At 68.2% G+C, this 14,721-nt stretch carries 16 protein-coding genes; 7 read left to right on the plus strand and 9 right to left on the minus strand.

The window, feature by feature from the left end; all coding sequences use genetic code 11:
• Positions 1–56: 56 nt before the first annotated feature.
• A complete protein-coding gene (gene moaA, locus JE033_RS03830; protein ID WP_200329562.1) occupies positions 57–1,142 on the plus strand; it encodes a GTP 3',8-cyclase MoaA in 1,086 nt (361 codons plus the stop codon).
• Positions 1,143–1,147: 5 nt separating this feature from the next.
• Here the strand turns inward: moaA and JE033_RS03835 are convergent, their stop codons facing one another.
• On the minus strand, positions 1,148–1,561 hold the full coding sequence (locus JE033_RS03835) for a molybdenum cofactor biosynthesis protein MoaE (RefSeq protein ID WP_200329564.1): 414 nt from the start codon (positions 1,559–1,561) through the stop codon (positions 1,148–1,150).
• Entirely contained in the window at positions 1,558–2,826 is a 1,269-nt protein-coding gene (locus JE033_RS03840; RefSeq protein ID WP_200329567.1) for a ThiF family adenylyltransferase, read from the minus strand. Before JE033_RS03840 ends, JE033_RS03835 begins: the two co-directional genes overlap by 4 nt.
• A gap of 61 nt (positions 2,827–2,887) precedes the next feature.
• Here JE033_RS03840 and JE033_RS03845 point away from each other — a divergent pair, with 61 nt between their 5' ends.
• From JE033_RS03845 to JE033_RS03860, 4 genes are read left to right on the plus strand one after another with little or no spacing between them, the layout of a single operon-like run.
• Entirely contained in the window at positions 2,888–3,136 is a 249-nt protein-coding gene (locus tag JE033_RS03845) for a MoaD/ThiS family protein (RefSeq protein ID WP_090147690.1), read from the plus strand.
• A 2-nt stretch (positions 3,137–3,138) separates the two neighbouring features.
• Complete coding sequence (gene glp, locus JE033_RS03850) at positions 3,139–4,428, plus strand: gephyrin-like molybdotransferase Glp (RefSeq protein WP_200329569.1); 1,290 nt, start codon at positions 3,139–3,141, stop codon at positions 4,426–4,428.
• Positions 4,421–4,927, plus strand: coding sequence for a cyclic pyranopterin monophosphate synthase MoaC (gene moaC, locus JE033_RS03855; RefSeq protein WP_090147685.1), 507 nt, complete (start codon positions 4,421–4,423; stop codon positions 4,925–4,927). The genes glp and moaC overlap by 8 nt, the downstream gene beginning before the upstream one ends.
• Positions 4,924–5,433, plus strand: coding sequence for a molybdopterin-binding protein (locus JE033_RS03860; protein ID WP_200329571.1), 510 nt, complete (start codon positions 4,924–4,926; stop codon positions 5,431–5,433). Before moaC ends, JE033_RS03860 begins: the two co-directional genes overlap by 4 nt.
• A 27-nt stretch (positions 5,434–5,460) precedes the next feature.
• Here the strand turns inward: JE033_RS03860 and JE033_RS03865 are convergent, their stop codons facing one another.
• Together JE033_RS03865 and JE033_RS03870 are read right to left on the minus strand one after the other, a co-directional pair.
• A complete protein-coding gene (locus JE033_RS03865; RefSeq protein ID WP_176698300.1) occupies positions 5,461–6,912 on the minus strand; it encodes an NCS2 family permease in 1,452 nt (483 codons plus the stop codon).
• A 189-nt stretch (positions 6,913–7,101) separates the two neighbouring features.
• Positions 7,102–7,473, minus strand: coding sequence for an FKBP-type peptidyl-prolyl cis-trans isomerase (locus tag JE033_RS03870; protein WP_090147678.1), 372 nt, complete (start codon positions 7,471–7,473; stop codon positions 7,102–7,104).
• A gap of 121 nt (positions 7,474–7,594) precedes the next feature.
• On the opposite strand from JE033_RS03870, the gene JE033_RS03875 reads away from it, so the two are divergent.
• Positions 7,595–8,461, plus strand: a complete 867-nt coding sequence (locus tag JE033_RS03875) for a fumarylacetoacetate hydrolase family protein (RefSeq protein ID WP_090147675.1) — start codon at positions 7,595–7,597, stop codon at positions 8,459–8,461.
• Positions 8,462–8,586: 125 nt separating this feature from the next.
• Here JE033_RS03875 and JE033_RS03880 read toward each other — a convergent pair whose 3' ends face one another.
• Complete coding sequence (locus JE033_RS03880) at positions 8,587–10,098, minus strand: aspartate ammonia-lyase (RefSeq protein WP_200329574.1); 1,512 nt, start codon at positions 10,096–10,098, stop codon at positions 8,587–8,589.
• A 163-nt stretch (positions 10,099–10,261) separates the two neighbouring features.
• On the opposite strand from JE033_RS03880, the gene JE033_RS03885 reads away from it, so the two are divergent.
• Positions 10,262–11,413: a glycerate kinase gene (locus JE033_RS03885; protein WP_200329575.1), complete on the plus strand. Its 1,152-nt coding sequence runs from the start codon at positions 10,262–10,264 to the stop codon at positions 11,411–11,413.
• On the opposite strand, the gene JE033_RS03890 is transcribed toward JE033_RS03885, so the two are convergent.
• From JE033_RS03890 to JE033_RS03905, 4 genes are all read right to left on the minus strand, one after another.
• Positions 11,414–12,931, minus strand: a complete 1,518-nt coding sequence (locus JE033_RS03890; RefSeq protein ID WP_370567895.1) for an MFS transporter — start codon at positions 12,929–12,931, stop codon at positions 11,414–11,416. It abuts the gene before it with no gap.
• Positions 12,932–13,038: 107 nt separating this feature from the next.
• Complete coding sequence (locus JE033_RS03895) at positions 13,039–13,911, minus strand: M48 family metallopeptidase (RefSeq protein ID WP_090147666.1); 873 nt, start codon at positions 13,909–13,911, stop codon at positions 13,039–13,041.
• 12 nt (positions 13,912–13,923) lie between these two features.
• A complete protein-coding gene (locus JE033_RS03900) occupies positions 13,924–14,493 on the minus strand; it encodes a LemA family protein (protein WP_200329577.1) in 570 nt (189 codons plus the stop codon).
• 30 nt (positions 14,494–14,523) lie between these two features.
• Positions 14,524–14,721, minus strand: coding sequence for a hypothetical protein (locus JE033_RS03905; RefSeq protein WP_200329579.1), 198 nt, complete (start codon positions 14,719–14,721; stop codon positions 14,524–14,526).

The following is a 14,721-nucleotide window of genomic DNA, read 5'->3' on the forward strand; positions in this document are numbered from 1 at the left end:
GCTCCCCGGCGGGGGCCGGGGAGCAGCTGCTAGGGTGGCGCGCAGGAGGTGCCGCGATGCTGAAGCTGAGGCCCGTTTCGCGGGCCACCGGGCGTGCGCAGCGATTGCCCTCCGTCGGTCTCCCCGACGCTCGGGGGCGCGCGCTCCGCGACCTGCGCATCTCGATCACGGATCGCTGCAATTTCCGCTGCGTGTACTGCATGCCGAAGGAGCTCTTCGGCAGCGACCACCAATTCATGGAGCGCGACGAACTGCTGAGTTTCGATGAGATCGTGCGCGTCGCAGGCAGCGCCGTCGACCTCGGCGTCGACAAGCTGCGCCTCACCGGCGGCGAGCCGCTGCTGCGGCGGGGCATCGAGGAGCTCATCTCCAGACTCGCAGCGCTGCGCACCCCAGACGGAAGAAAGCCGGATCTGGCGCTCACGACGAACGGCTCCGCGCTGCGCGTCAAAGCCGCCGCCCTGCGCGAGGCCGGACTCGACCGGGTGACGGTCTCAGTCGACTCGCTCGATGAGACGCGATTCCAAGCGATCAACGACGTGCGGTTCCCGCTCGCCAGAGTCTTCGACGGCATCGCCGCGGCCAACGCGGCCGGGCTCGGCCCCGTGAAGGTGAACGCCGTCGTCAAGCGCGGCGTGAACGATGACGAGATCGTTCCGCTCGCGGAGCATTTCCGGGCGGAGGGCCAGATCCTGCGCTTCATCGAGTACATGGACGTCGGCGCGAGCAACGGCTGGGTGCTCGACGACGTCGTGCCGTCGGCGGAGATCATCGAGCGCATCGATGCGGTGCACCCCCTCGTACCGGTCGCGGAGACCCGACCGGGCGAGACCGCCAAGCGCTGGCGATACCTCGACGGGTCAGGAGAGATCGGCGTCATCTCGAGTGTCACGGGCGCCTTCTGCGGAACCTGCACCCGTGCGCGCGTGTCGGCCGACGGCAAGCTCTACACCTGCCTGTTCGCGTCGCGCGGCTTCGATCTGCGCGAGTTGCTGCGCTCAGGGGCCGACGACGACCAGCTGCGAGGTGCCCTCGCAGACGTGTGGTCGGTGCGAGACGATCGATACTCGGAGCAGCGCGCGCAGCTGGGCGATGCGGCTGCGGATCGCGAGCGGATCGAGATGTCGTATATCGGAGGGTGATCGAGCTAGAGCCCGACCCACTCGCTGATCCCGTCGGCGAAGTGCTGGCGCTTCCAGATCGGCACCTCGTGCTTGACGCGCTCGACGAGTCGCTCGATGGCCGCGAAGGCTTCGGCCCGGTGCGGCGCAGAGGCCGCTGCGACGAGCGCGGCGTCACCGATGCTCAGTTCACCGACGCGGTGCACGGCGGCCAGTCGCAGCCCCGAGCGCTCCTGCTCCGACGCGACGCACGCGGCGATGAAGCGCTCGGCCTCCGGGTGCGCCCGATAGTCGAGCGCCGCCACATCTCGGCCCCCATCGTGATCGCGCACGATCCCGTGGAAGGTCACCAGCGCGCCGCACGTCGGATCGTCGACCGCGGCGACCACCTGCTCGGCGTCGATCGACGTGTCGGTGATACGGGCGAATATCTCAGTCATGCGTCCTCCTCGGCCCGCGCGTCGGATGCACGCGCGCCTGCTTCCCCTCTGACGATCAGATCGGGTGCGGCGCTCGCGAGTCGCGAGATCCCGCCGCGCACGAAGCGAACCTCGTCGATCCCCTGCGACACGAGCGCTGCTGCCGCGCGAACGGAACGGGGATCGCGCTCGCAGTACACCCAGATGGGCCCATCGGCACCGTTCTCGAGCATGCCCTCCAGGCTCTGGATATCACCAGTCTCGATATCGTCCACCGAGAGCCGAACCGCGCCGCGCACGCGACGTTCAGCGAACTCCTCGGCGGACCTCACATCGAGCACGCGCGACGGCTCACCCATGCGCAGCGTCTCCGCGAAGGCTTCGGCACTGACCCCCCGTGACTCCGGCAGCATCGATGACGGAGTCGTTCCGCAGAACATCTCGTAGTCCACCAGACCGGTGATCGGCGCCGCGAGCGGATCCCGGTTCACCGCGATCTCACGCGTACGGGCCGCGAGTGCGTCGTAGAGCAGCACCCGCCCGATCAGCGGCTCCCCGATGCCCGCGATGAGCTTCAGCGCCTCGGTCGCCATGAGCGTGCCGATGGTGCCGCAGAGGCCCGGAAGCACTCCCCCGACCGCGCAGTTCAGCACGCTCTCCGGCGCCGGCGGGGCGGGGAACAGATCGCGGTACCCGGGACCGAAGCGGTGCCAAGCGACGCCCACCTGCCCGGAGAACTGCAGAATCGCTCCCCACACGAGCGGAGTTCCGGTGAGCTCCGCCGCGTCGTTCGTGAGATAGCGGGTGGGAAAGTTGTCGCTGCCGTCGAGCACGAGATCGTACGCCTCGAACAGGTCGAGCGCGTTCGTCGCGCTCAGCCGCACACGATGGCGATCCACCGTGATACTCGGATCCAGGGCGAGCACGGTCTCCGCGAGCGCATCGACCTTCGCGCGCCCGATGTCGGAGGTACGATGCGTGGTCTGCCGGTGGAGGTTCGACATCTCGACGACGTCGTCATCGAGCAGCCCGATGCGGCCCACGCCGGCTCCGGCGAGAAACGGGACGCTCGCGCACCCCAAGCCGCCCGCGCCGATGACGAGCACCTTCGCATTCGCGAGTCGCCGCTGCGCTTCGTCGCCGAACCCCGGCAGCACGATCTGCCGCTGCGCGCGAATCGCGGCTTCTGCGGGGAGCGCCTCGACCGGAGCCACGAGCGGCGGGCGCCGGCCAGCGCCGCGTTCCGGTTCCGGTCGCGTCGCACGAGAATCACCGACCCCAGGCATGGCACTCATTCTACGAGCCATGCACGCCGGCGCACGCACGAGGGTTCGCTAGCATGGCGGTATGCCTCGCATCACTCTGAGATACTTCGCAGCCGCGGCGGAAGCCACGGGCCGCGAGGAAGAGCTGTGGGAGACGACGGGTGATGCGACGCTCGCCGCACTTCGCACCGAGTTGGTCGAGCGCTACGGCGACGACATGCAACGGGTGATCCGCTCGGGTTCCTTCCTCGTGGACGGCACGGTGCGATGCGATGACGGGAAGATCGTCGGCGACGTCGTCGACGTGCTCCCCGCCTTCGCGGGAGGATGACGATGCGCAGCCACGCCGAGCACGCAGCGGTCGTCGCCGAGCTCATGCTTCCGCTGCTCGAAGATCTGGCGCTGCGCGCGCCCGAGCTGATTCCCATCGACGACGGTGCGCTCTCGGGCCGAGTGGCCGCCCACGACATCGCCGCCGCTCTCGCGCTGCCGCCCTTCGACAACTCGCAGATGGACGGCTATGCGGTGCGCACCGCAGATTTCACCGGTGCTCCGCCGTTCGTGCTGACCGTCGGCCCCACAGCCGCGGCGGGCGACCCGCCGTTCATGTGCCCGCCGGGCGCCGCCTGTCCCGTCATGACGGGTGCCGCTGTTCCGTTCGGAGCCGACGCCGTGATCCCGATCGAGCAGGCGGATCCGCCGCAATTCGGGCGGTTGCACCGCCCGACCGGCACGCCGCTGCCTCTCGCGCCGCCCGAGGAGACCGTCGCCTTCGCCGGGGCTCCGTCCGCCGGCGCGTTCGTGCGGGAGCAGGGATCCGATCACCGGCCCGGCGCACCACTGCTGCGCGCCGGGACCCGGCTGCGCCCGACATCGATCGGTCTCCTCGCGAGCGCAGGGGTCTCGACGGTCCCAGTGCGTCTGCGTCCGCGCGTCCTGCTGCTCTCGACGGGCGACGAGGTCACCGCCCCGGGTGAGCCGCTCGGGCCCGGGCGCATCTACGACGCGAACGCGCCGATGCTGGCGGCTGCCCTGCGCGAGGCGGGAGCCGACGTCACCACGCGACGGGTCGCCGATCACCCCGAAGCGCTTCGCGCATGCATCGAAGCCGCGGGGACCCACGATCTGCTGGTCACCTCTGGCGGCATCAGCGCCGGGGCCTTCGAGGTGGTGCGGGATGCCTTCGGCGGCGATTCCGATGCTGCGCGCTCGACGGGCGATATCAGCTTCACCGGGATCGCGATGCAGCCAGGAGGTCCGCAAGGCGCCGGTTCCATCGTCGTCGACGGGCGGCGACTCGTCACCCTCTGCTTCCCCGGAAACCCTGTGAGCTCCGCCATCTCCGCAGAGCTCTTCCTCCTGCCGCTGCTTCGCGCGTACGCCGGAGCGCCGGCGCACGGCGAGCGCTCGACGGCCGTGCTCGCGCACGACGCGGATTCGCCCGAGCACAAGCATCAAGTGCGTCGCGGTCGCTTCCTCGACGATGGCACGGTAGCCCTGACGCCGCCGAGCTCGCACCTGCTTGCGGACCTCGCCCGCGCCGAGCTGCTCGCCCACATCCCCATCGGAGTCGCCCATCTCGAGGCCGGCTCCCCGATCGAGATACAGAGGTTCGATGTCTGAGAACGCTCCCCGACCGACCGCTGCAGATGCAGGAGAGCTCACTCACCTGCGCCCGGACGGCAGCGCGCACATGGTCGACGTCAGCGATAAGGCCGTGACGAAGCGCACAGCGACCGCGGAGGCGTACCTCGAGACGCGCGCCGATGTGGTGGAGCGTCTCGCGACGGGTGACCTGCCGAAGGGAGAGGCACTCGGTACGGCGCGCATCGCCGGCATCATGGCGGCCAAGCGCACCCCCGACCTCATCCCGCTCTGCCACCCGCTGCCGCTCTCGAAGGTCGCGATCGACTTCGAGTGCGAGTCCGATCGGGTCCGCATCACCGCCGCTGTGACGACGCGCGGTGTGACGGGCGTCGAGATGGAGGCGCTGACCGCGGTGAGCGTCGCCGCCCTGACCCTCTACGACATGATCAAGGCGGTCGACCACCACGCGGTCATCACGAGCACTCGTGTGCTGGCCAAAGCTGGCGGCAAGAGCGGCGACTGGGAGATCTCGTGAGCGAAGCTCCGCGTGCGGCGCGCGTGATCGTCGCGTCGACGAGTGCGGCCGCCGGGAAAGCATCGGACACCACCGGTCCCCTCATCGCCGAATGGCTGCGCGAACACGGCTTCACCACCGGTGACCCCTCCGTCGTCGCCGACGGTGACGACGTGGCGCGCGCCGTGCGATCCGCGCTGGCCGAAGCGCCAGCGGTGATCGTGACGACCGGCGGCACCGGGGTGTCCCCCAGCGATCGCACCCCGGAGGCCGTCGAGCCGTTGCTCGAGGTGCAGGTGCCCGGGCTCATCGAGGAGCTGCGGAGACGAGGAGTCGCGACGCTCCCCGCCGCGGTGCTCACCCGGGGTGTGGCAGGGTTCGCCGGATCCTCGTTCATCATCACACTCCCCGGCTCGGCCGGCGGCGTGCGCGACGGTCTCGCCGTGCTCGAGACGACCCTCGAGCACGTGCTCGCGCAGCGCTCCGGCGGAACGCGATCCCACGACGGGCACGCGCCGCGACGCTGACCGCCGCATTCCGCGCCCGAGCGAGGACTAGACGCCGAGCGCCGCCTCGATCGGCCCGCGGGCGAAGAACAGCACGAAGCCGGCCCCGACGACCCACAGCAGCCAGTGCACCTGCTTCGCGCGCCCGGAGAAGGCGTGCACCAGCACCCAGGCCACGAAGCCGGCGCCGATGCCATTCGCGATCGAGTAGGTCATCGGCATGACGGCGACCGTCAGGAATACCGGGAGCAGCACGCGGAAGTCGGTGAGGTCGATGTGCTTGATCTGCGCCATCATCAGCGCGCCCACGATCACCAGCGCTGCTGCGGCCACCTCGGTCGGCACGATCTGCGTGAGCGGGGTGAAGAACATCGCGAGCAGGAACATGAGGCCCGTGACGATGTTCGCGAACCCGGTGCGCGCCCCTTCGCCGATGCCGGCCCCCGACTCGATGAAGACCGTGTTCGACGATGACGACGTCAAACCGCCCGCGATGGCGCCGACGCCCTCGACGACGAGCGCCGACTTCAGACGCGGGAAGTTGCCCTGCGCATCGGCGAGTCCCGCCTCGCGCGACAGGCCCGTCATCGTGCCCATGGCATCGAAGAAGTTCGTGAAGAGCAGCGTGAAGACGAGCATCACGATGGTGACGATGCCGACGCGCCCCAGATCGAAGCTGACCGCTCCGACGAGCCCGAGGTCCGGGATGCCGAACGGCGCTCCGTCGAGCGCCGGCACTGTGAGCCCCCAGCCGCCCGGGTTCTCCGTTGCGGCACCGAGATTCCAGATGGCTTCCACGACGACCGCGATGACCGTGCCGGAGACGAGACCGATCAGCAGGCCGCCCTTGACCTTCGCCGCGACCAGCACTCCGGTCAGGATCAGCGTGACCACGAAGATCAGCGTCGGGACGGTGACGACCGAGCCCCCGATGCCGAGCCCGACGGGCGGAGACGCGCTTCCCGTCGCCGTGACGAACCCGGAGTTGACGAAGCCGATGAAGGCGATGAAGAGACCGATGCCGACCGTGATGGCGAGCTTCAGCTCGACCGGCACGGCATCGAAGATCATGCGGCGGAGGCCCGTCGCGGCGAGCAGAACGATGAGCACGCCGTTGATGACGACGAGCGCCATCGCCTCCGGCCAGGTGACCTGGCCGACGACGGAGAAGGCGAGGAACGCGTTGATGCCCAACCCCGCTGCGAAGCCGAACGGAAGCCGCGAGACGATGCCGAACAGGATCGTCATGACCCCGGCCGTCAGAGCGGTGACGGCACTGACCGCCGGGAACGAGAGCGTGTTCCCCTCGACGTCAACGCCGCTCGTCAGGATGATCGGGTTCAAGATGACGATGTAGGCCATCGTCACGAAGGTGACGAGCCCGCCGCGTATCTCGGTTCCGAAGGATGAGCCGCGCTCGGTGATCTTGAAATAGCGGTCGACACCTCCCCACGCACCGGTGGGTTTCCGCTCGTCCGTCACCTGCTGCGCCTCCGTCACGGGCAGCTCCTCTCCGTCACACTGGGTGTTCGCTGAACACGGAAACGCTACCACCGCATGCGCGCCAGGTCGTCCCGAAACGACAACGACCGAGGATCGCTCGCGAGAAGGAGCGATCCTCGGTCGAAGGATCGGCGTGCTGTCAGCTGCTCAGTTCTTCAGCTGCTCAGCCGACGGTGCGTCGAACGATCAGCTCACACCGAGCAGATCGATCACGAAGATCAGGGTCTTGCCCGACAGGGGATGCCCGCCCGACGTGCCGTACGCCTGAGCGGCGGGAACGATGAGCTTGCGACGCCCGCCCACCTTCATGCCCGGGATCCCGACCTGCCACCCCTGGATGAGCGCGCGCAGCGGGAAGTTGATCGATTCACCTCGGCCCCACGACGAATCGAATTCCTCACCCGAGTCGTACTCGACGCCGAGGTAGTGCACGTCGACGGTCGAGCTCGCGAAGGCCTCCTCGCCGGTGCCCTCCACGATGTCGACGATCTGCAGTTCAGTCGGCGCCGGTCCCTCGGGGAACTCGATCTCGGGCTTCGTCTGCGGTGTTTCAGTCATGCCCTCATTCTCGCGGATTCTCCGCCGCCGCCGCCTCCGAGTTCGCCCACAGGGGAACTGCGTGCGGTCGTCGAATATGGACGACGCGAACAACGGGCCAGGCTTCCGGTAACCTTTCACTGTGAGATTCGCACACTTGATCCCTGCTCCGGCCGCTGCCCCAGAGCTGGTCGTCGTCGACGACAGCCGCTACCTCTCGCTGCGCGCAATCGGCCAGCCGTACCAGACGCTGCAGCAGCTGATCGAGGGCGGCGACGATGCCCTCGCCCAGGTGCAGAGCGCCGTCGCAGCGGCCGACGACGACGCCTGGGCGCGACTCGAGGGGGCCACGTACGCTCCGGCCGTCATCGGCGCTCCGATCGTTCTCGCGGTCGGCCTGAACTACGACGAGCACGCGAGCGAGCTCAGCCTCGACAACGACTCCGGCCCCGTGCTCTTCTCCCTCTTCCCGAACTCGCTCGGTGCGCACCTCGGTCAGGTGCCGCTGTCGAGCGACGTGAGCACCGAGGTCGATTACGAGGGCGAGCTCGGGGTGATCATCGGCAAGGCGGCGAAGAACGTCTCGCCGGAAGACGCTCTGGAGCACGTGTTCGGCTATACGGCGATCAACGACGTAACGGCGCGCGATATCCAGTTCCAGGAACCGCAGTGGTCGCGCTGCAAGTCATTCGACGGCTTCACACCGATCGGCCCGGTCGTCGTAACCGCGGACCAGATCCCCGACCCCCAGGCGCTGCATCTGACGACCGATGTCGATGGACTGCGCGTGCAGGACTCCACGACCGGCTTCATGATCCGCACCGTTGCGCAGCTCATCTCCTCGATCTCTCAGGAGTCGACGCTGCTGCCCGGCACCGTCATCTCGACCGGTTCCCCGGGTGGTGCCGGTCGCTCGCGCAAGCCGCCGCTCTACCTGCGCCCCGGCACGGAAGTCACCGTGACGATCGAGGGCATCGGTTCGCTGACGTCGCACTGCGTCGAGGCGTAAGCGCTCGGTCGGCGCGCAGGCGTTCAGGGCTCTCTTCGGCGAGCACCGCGACGGACCGCCTGGGTGACACACGCAGAACGGCCGGTGGAATCCGAGGATCCCACCGGCCGTTCTGCGTCTCCCGTCTACTTCGCGGGCTTCTTCGACATCTGGGTGCCCTCGCCGTCCTCGATCTTCTCCGGTGCGGGGATCGCCGCATCGCTGATCACATCGATCACGTCGGTCTCGGGCGCGAGCCCCGCGAGCTTCGACGGCTGCAGAATCTCGTCGAGCTGCGCCTGATCGAGCAGACCGCGCGACGTGACGAGCTCCGATACCTTCTCGTTCGTCGCGAGCGCCTCCTTCGCGAGCTTCGCGGCGGCAGCGTATCCGATGACCGGCGCAAGCGCGGTGATAACGGTCACCGAGCGCGACACCATGTCTTCGAGGCGCTCCTCGTTCGCCGTGATGCCGTCGACGCAGTTGACGCGCAGCGTCTGACAGGCGCGCTCGAGCCACGTGATCGACTGGAAGAGAGAGTGCGCGATGACCGGCTCGAATGCGTTCAACTGCAGCTGCCCGGCCTCGACCGCCATCGAAACGGTGACGTCGGCGCCGGCGACGGAGTAGGCGACCTGCGTGACCGCTTCGGGGATCACCGGGTTCACCTTGCCCGGCATGATCGACGAACCGGCCTGGCGGGCGGGAAGGTTGATCTCACCGAACCCGGCCTGCGGACCGGAGGAGAGCAGTCGGAGATCGTTCGAGATCTTCGAGAGCTTCAGAGCGCTGCGCTTGAGTGCTCCGGAGAAGGTCACGAACACGCCCGTATCGCTCGTGGACTCCACGAGATCGCCCGCGGTCTCCAGCTCGAGCTCGGTGATGTCGCGGAGGTGTTTGATCACCGTCTCCTTGTACCCCTTCGGCGCATTGATGCCCGTGCCGATGGCGGTCGCGCCCATGTTGACCTCGCGCAGCAGCGCCACGGCCTCGCGCAGCCGATCGATGTCCTCCCGAAGCGTCACGGCGAAGGCGTTGAACTCCTGGCCGAGCGTCATCGGCACCGCGTCCTGCAGCTGCGTACGGCCGACCTTGATGATGTGCGAGAACTCACGGCCCTTCGCGGCGAACGACTCCGCGAGCAGGCCCAGCTCGTCGAGCAGGCTCCCGAGCGAGAACGCGAGCGCGATCTTGATCGCGGTCGGGTAGGTGTCGTTCGTCGACTGGCTGTGGTTCGTGTGGTCGTTCGGGTTGATGAACCCGTAGTCGCCCTTGGCGTGGCCCGCGAGCTCGAGCGCTCGGTTCGTGATCACCTCGTTGGCATTCATGTTCGTCGACGTGCCTGCGCCGCCCTGGATCACGCCGACCACGAACTGATCGTGCAGCATGCCCGTCTTGATCTCTTCGCAGGCGCGATCGATGAGGGTGGCGCGCTGCTCGTCGAGCGCCCCGATCTCGAGGTTCGCGCGCGCCGCCGCCTGCTTGACGCACGCGAACGCGCGGATGAAATCGGGGTAGACCGATACCGGGCGGCGCGCGATCGGGAAGTTCTCGTGGGCTCGTGCCGTGTGCACCCCCCAGTAGGCAGACGCGGGAATCTCGACACTGCCGAGAGAGTCCGTTTCAGTGCGTGTCTGTGCTGACAAGAAGTCGCTCACCGGGAATCATGGCTCCATACTCGTGGAAAGGCGGGCCTGCCGCCAGGACGGTCTCAGCCTACCGCTCAAACGTGCACGGCGACGAAGGATCGCGTGGCCGCCGAACAATCATCGATGACCGCCCGCTCTGCTCTGCGCGACCGTGAACCGGTAGCGTGAGTGTATGCGAATCGTCGTGGCTCCGGATAAGTTCAAGGACGCTCTTGACGCCCGGAGCGTGGGCGATGCCCTGGCCGACGGCATCCGCTCCGTGGAAGCGGATGCCGACATCAGTGTGGTGCCCATGGCGGATGGCGGCGAGGGCACCCTCGACGCGGCCATCGCCGCAGGGTTCGCCGTGTCGAGGGTGACCGTGACCGGACCGCTCGGCGCTCCGGTCGACGCCGAGTTCGCCCAGCACGCCACGATGGCGGTCATCGAGCTCGCCCGGGCGTCGGGCCTGTCCCTCGTAGCGCCCGGGCATCGCGATGCGCTCGGAGCGTCGTCGCGCGGCACCGGCGAGCTGATCGCTGCGGCGCTCGCGCACGGTGCGACCTCGATCATTCTCGCAGTCGGCGGGAGCGCATCGAGCGACGGCGGAGCCGGCATGCTCGCGGCGCTCGGCGCACGGCTGCTCGACGCTCAGGGCGAGCCGCTGCCCGACGGCGGCGGCGCGCTGCGCGACCTCGAGCGCATCGAGCTCGACACCCTCGACCCGCGTCTCGCCGATACCCGGTTCGTCCTCGCGAGCGATGTCGATCATGTGCTCCTCGGACCCCAGGGTGCCGCGAGCGTCTTCGCGCCGCAGAAGGGGGCGAGCGTCGCGCACGTCGCACAGCTCGAGCTCGGTTTGACCCGTTTCGCCCGCATCCTCCGCGCCGAGCTCGAACGCCGCGCTCCCCGCGACCGGGTCAAGGACTTCGCGCAGCACGCCGGCGCAGGAGCCGCCGGGGGTGTCGGTTTCGCCGCCCTCGCCGTGCTCCGCGCATTGCAGCGGCCCGGGGTCGATGTGGTGTGCGAGCTCACGCGACTCCGCGCGCATCTCGCGGGAGCCGACCTCGTCATCACCGGAGAGGGCTCGTTGGACGCCCAGAGCCTCGGTGGCAAAACACCCGTCGGAGTGCTTCACGCCGCCGCATCGCTCGGCATCCCGACGGTCGCCGTCTGCGGGCAGTCGTCGCTCGAAGAGTCCGAGTGGCGCGCGGCCGGCTTCAGTGCGTGCTACGCCACGATCGATCGCGCGCCGGATCGCGCGACGAGCATCCGGAACGCAGGCGTGTATCTCACTGAGATCGGTGCTGAGATCGCCGCAGCGGTAGCCGCGCGACGCGACTGATCAGACGCTCGGTCGCCGGCCAGAAGCCCGGCCGTTACCGTCTGCGTCGTCCTCCGGCGAGTTCCGCCCGCGCGGCGTCGGTCCGTCTCCGCCCTCGGAGTCCTCGGTCAGATCGTTGATCGAGATCGCTCCCGTCGCCGACGTGCTCGACCCCTCCTGAGGCGCCGACTCCCCCGCCCCCATCACGGGCGTCGAGCTGCGTCGCAACACCGAGATCGGCGCGGTGAGGGTTTCGAGCTGCGCACCGGGATCGTCGTCGAGGCCCGGTCGACCGCGGTGCGTCACCCGGAGCTGCAGCCCGTCGCGGTGGAAGCGCAAGCGGCGTTCGGAGAACAGCCAGGTGAGCCCGACCGCGAACGCGAGCAGACCGGCTGCGGCGCTGATGAAGAGGGTCGACCGCGGTCCGAGCACGTCGGCTGCCGCTCCGACCAGCGGTGCACCGATCGGCGTCCCGCCCATCAGGATCGCCATGTACAGCGCGAGCACTCGCCCTCTCACCGCAGGTTCCGCGGTCGTCTGCACGAACCCGTTCGCGGTCGTGAGCATCGTCGAGATCGCGAACCCGAAGAAGACGAGGGTGACCGCGAAGCTCCAGAACGTCGGCATGACCGCAGCGATCAGGCTCATGACGCCGATGCCCCCGACGGAGGCGATCACGATGCGCATGCGCGCCGATGGTCGGCGAGCCGAGAGCAGGGCCCCGGCCAACGACCCGATGGCGAGCACCGATGACAGCAGGCCGTAGTCGCTCGCCCCACGGCCGAACTCGAGCGACATGGTCGACGAGATCACCGGGAAGTTCATGCTGAAGGCGCCGACGAGGAACACCATGACGAAGATGACCAGCAGGTCGTGTCTGCCGCGCACGTAACGGAACCCCGCGGAGAGCTGTCTCCACTGCGACTCCCGCGCGGACTCCGGGGGTGCGCTTCGACGCGTGCGAATCATCAGCAGGGCCCCGAGCACCGCAACGAACGACACCGCGTTGATGATGAACACCCAGCCGGAGCCGATCACCGCGATGAGTACGCCCGCCACAGCCGGCCCGATGAGACGCGCCGAGTTGAAGGAGGCCGAGTTCAGAGCCACGGCGTTCGAGGTCTGTCCGAGGCCGACGAGATCGGAGACGAAGGCCTGCCGTGCGGTCGTATCGAACGCGTTGACCACTCCGAGCGCCAGAGCGAAGCCATAGAGATGCCACAGTTCCGCCTGCCCGGTGATGAGCAGCACGCCGAGCCCCGCGGCGAGGAGCATGAGCAGTGACTGGGTGACGAGGAGCACCCGGCGCCGGTCGAAGCGATCCGCCACCGCGCCGCTGAACGGCACGAGCAGCAGCTGCGGACCGAATTGCAGCGCCATGGTCGTTCCCACCGCGGCGGCGTTCGTCTCGGTGAGCTCCGTGAGCACCACCCAGCTCTGCGTGGTCGCCTGCATCCACGCACCGATGTTCGATACCAGCGCCCCGAAGAACCAGATGCGGTAGTCACGAACGGAGAGCGAGCGGAACGTATTGGACACGGTTGGGGCGACCTCCTTGGCTACCCTCTTACCCTACGCCTCTGCGCGCCCGTCATGCGCGGACCGGAGCGGTGCCGACGCCCCGGACGCCTCCCAGCGGCCCTCAGCTAGAACTTGCCGCCCATGTCGAGGAGACGACGGATGCGCTCCGGGATCGGCGGATGGGTCGCGAAGAGTCGCTGCACCACTCCCGGCTTCAGCGGATCCGCGATCCAGAGGTGCGCCATGCTCGACTGCTGCCGCTGCAGCGGCTGGCCGTGGGTGGACAGCTTGTGCAGCGCACTCGCCAGCGCCTCCGGATGACGCGTGGTGAGCGCACCCGTGGCGTCGGCGAGGTACTCCCGCTGGCGGGACACCGCGAGCTGCACGACACTCGCGACGAGCGGAGCGATGAGCATTGCGACGAGCCCGAACACGAGAACGATCGGGTTTCCGTTGTTGTTGCTCCTCCCGAAGAAGGCCATGCGCACGAGCACATCCGCGATCATCCCGACCGCGACGACGAGACCGTACACGATCATGGAGACGCGGATGTCGTAGTTGCGCACGTGGCCGAGCTCGTGCGCCATGACCCCTTCGAGCTCGGGATCGGTCATGAGGTCGAGCAGCCCGGTCGTGGCCGCGACCATGGCGTGCTCGGGATCGCGGCCCGTCGCGAAGGCGTTCGGCGCTGGATCGTCGATGATGTACACCTCTGGCATCGGCGTACCCGTCGTGATGGCGAGGTTCTCGACGATGCGGTACAACCGCGGATGATCGGCCTGAGTGATGCGGCGCGCGCCACTCATCGAGATCGCCTGGCGCCCGGCCATGAAGTACTGGATCACCGCGTAGATCGCCGCCACCGCGACCACCGTGATGACGATGCCGGGAGAGCGGTAGATGTAGGCGGCCAGGTAGCCGAGGCCTCCAACGATGCCGAGAAACAGCAGGATGATGAAGAAGCTGTTGACCTTGTTGCGGCGAATTGCCCGGTACACGGCCCTCCCCGGTTAGAACTGGATGCGCGGCGGCTCCGAGATCGACGCGATGTCCTCGACCTCGAAGAAGACGCGCTCGGTGAAGCCCATGGGGCGAGCGAAGAGGGTGTTCGGGAACACCTGGATCTTCGTGTTGTACTCGCGCACTCCCCCGTTGTAGAACCGGCGCGACGCCTGAATCTTGTTCTCGGTGTCGACGAGCTCGCTCTGCAACTGCAAGAAGTTCTGACTCGCCTGCAGCTGCGGGTAGGCCTCCGCCACAGCGAAGATGCTCTTCAACGCCTGCTGCATGTGGTTCTCAGCCTCAGACGCCTCGACCGGACCCTCGGCGGAGATCGTTTCAGCGCGCGCCCGCGTCACGTCTTCGAAGACGCTCTTCTCATGTGCCGCGTACCCCTTCACGGTGTCGACGATCGTGGGGATCAGGTCGGCCCGTCGCTTGAGCTGGACGGTGATGTCGCTCCACGCCTCATCGACGCGCACGCGCAGCGTGACGAGCGAGTTGTACGTCACCCACACGTAGCCGATCAGCAGGACGAGCACTCCGACCACGACGAGCGCGGCAATCAATCCACCAGACATGCTCTGCATCCTAGCGTCGGAGACACGGAATCAGCTGGGATCGCGCCGTTTGTCGGCCGATGCTGGGAGGGCGGCAGCGCCGTCGAACCGCGCCACCCGAGCGGATGCGGCTCTGCGCGCAGCACGCGCTCGCTCCCGGCGCAACCGAGCAGCTCGCAACCGCATGAGTACCGCCAGCACGATCACGACGAGGATCGTCATCACGAGCACGAATTTGGCGAAGACCAC

The sequence above is a fragment of the Leucobacter sp. L43 genome (genome assembly GCF_016597785.1).
In the GTDB taxonomy this organism is placed as follows: domain Bacteria; phylum Actinomycetota; class Actinomycetes; order Actinomycetales; family Microbacteriaceae; genus Leucobacter; species Leucobacter alluvii.

Coding starts and splice junctions, on each gene's coding strand:
- moaA (WP_200329562.1), top strand. CDS start 57: ATGCTGAAGCTGAGGCCCGTTTCGCGGGCCACCGGGCGTGCGCAGCGA.
- JE033_RS03835 (WP_200329564.1), bottom strand. CDS start 1,561: ATGACTGAGATATTCGCCCGTATCACCGACACGTCGATCGACGCCGAG.
- JE033_RS03840 (WP_200329567.1), bottom strand. CDS start 2,826: ATGCCTGGGGTCGGTGATTCTCGTGCGACGCGACCGGAACCGGAACGC.
- JE033_RS03845 (WP_090147690.1), top strand. CDS start 2,888: ATGCCTCGCATCACTCTGAGATACTTCGCAGCCGCGGCGGAAGCCACG.
- glp (WP_200329569.1), top strand. CDS start 3,139: ATGCGCAGCCACGCCGAGCACGCAGCGGTCGTCGCCGAGCTCATGCTT.
- moaC (WP_090147685.1), top strand. CDS start 4,421: ATGTCTGAGAACGCTCCCCGACCGACCGCTGCAGATGCAGGAGAGCTC.
- JE033_RS03870 (WP_090147678.1), bottom strand. CDS start 7,473: ATGACTGAAACACCGCAGACGAAGCCCGAGATCGAGTTCCCCGAGGGA.
- JE033_RS03885 (WP_200329575.1), top strand. CDS start 10,262: ATGCGAATCGTCGTGGCTCCGGATAAGTTCAAGGACGCTCTTGACGCC.
- JE033_RS03900 (WP_200329577.1), bottom strand. CDS start 14,493: ATGTCTGGTGGATTGATTGCCGCGCTCGTCGTGGTCGGAGTGCTCGTC.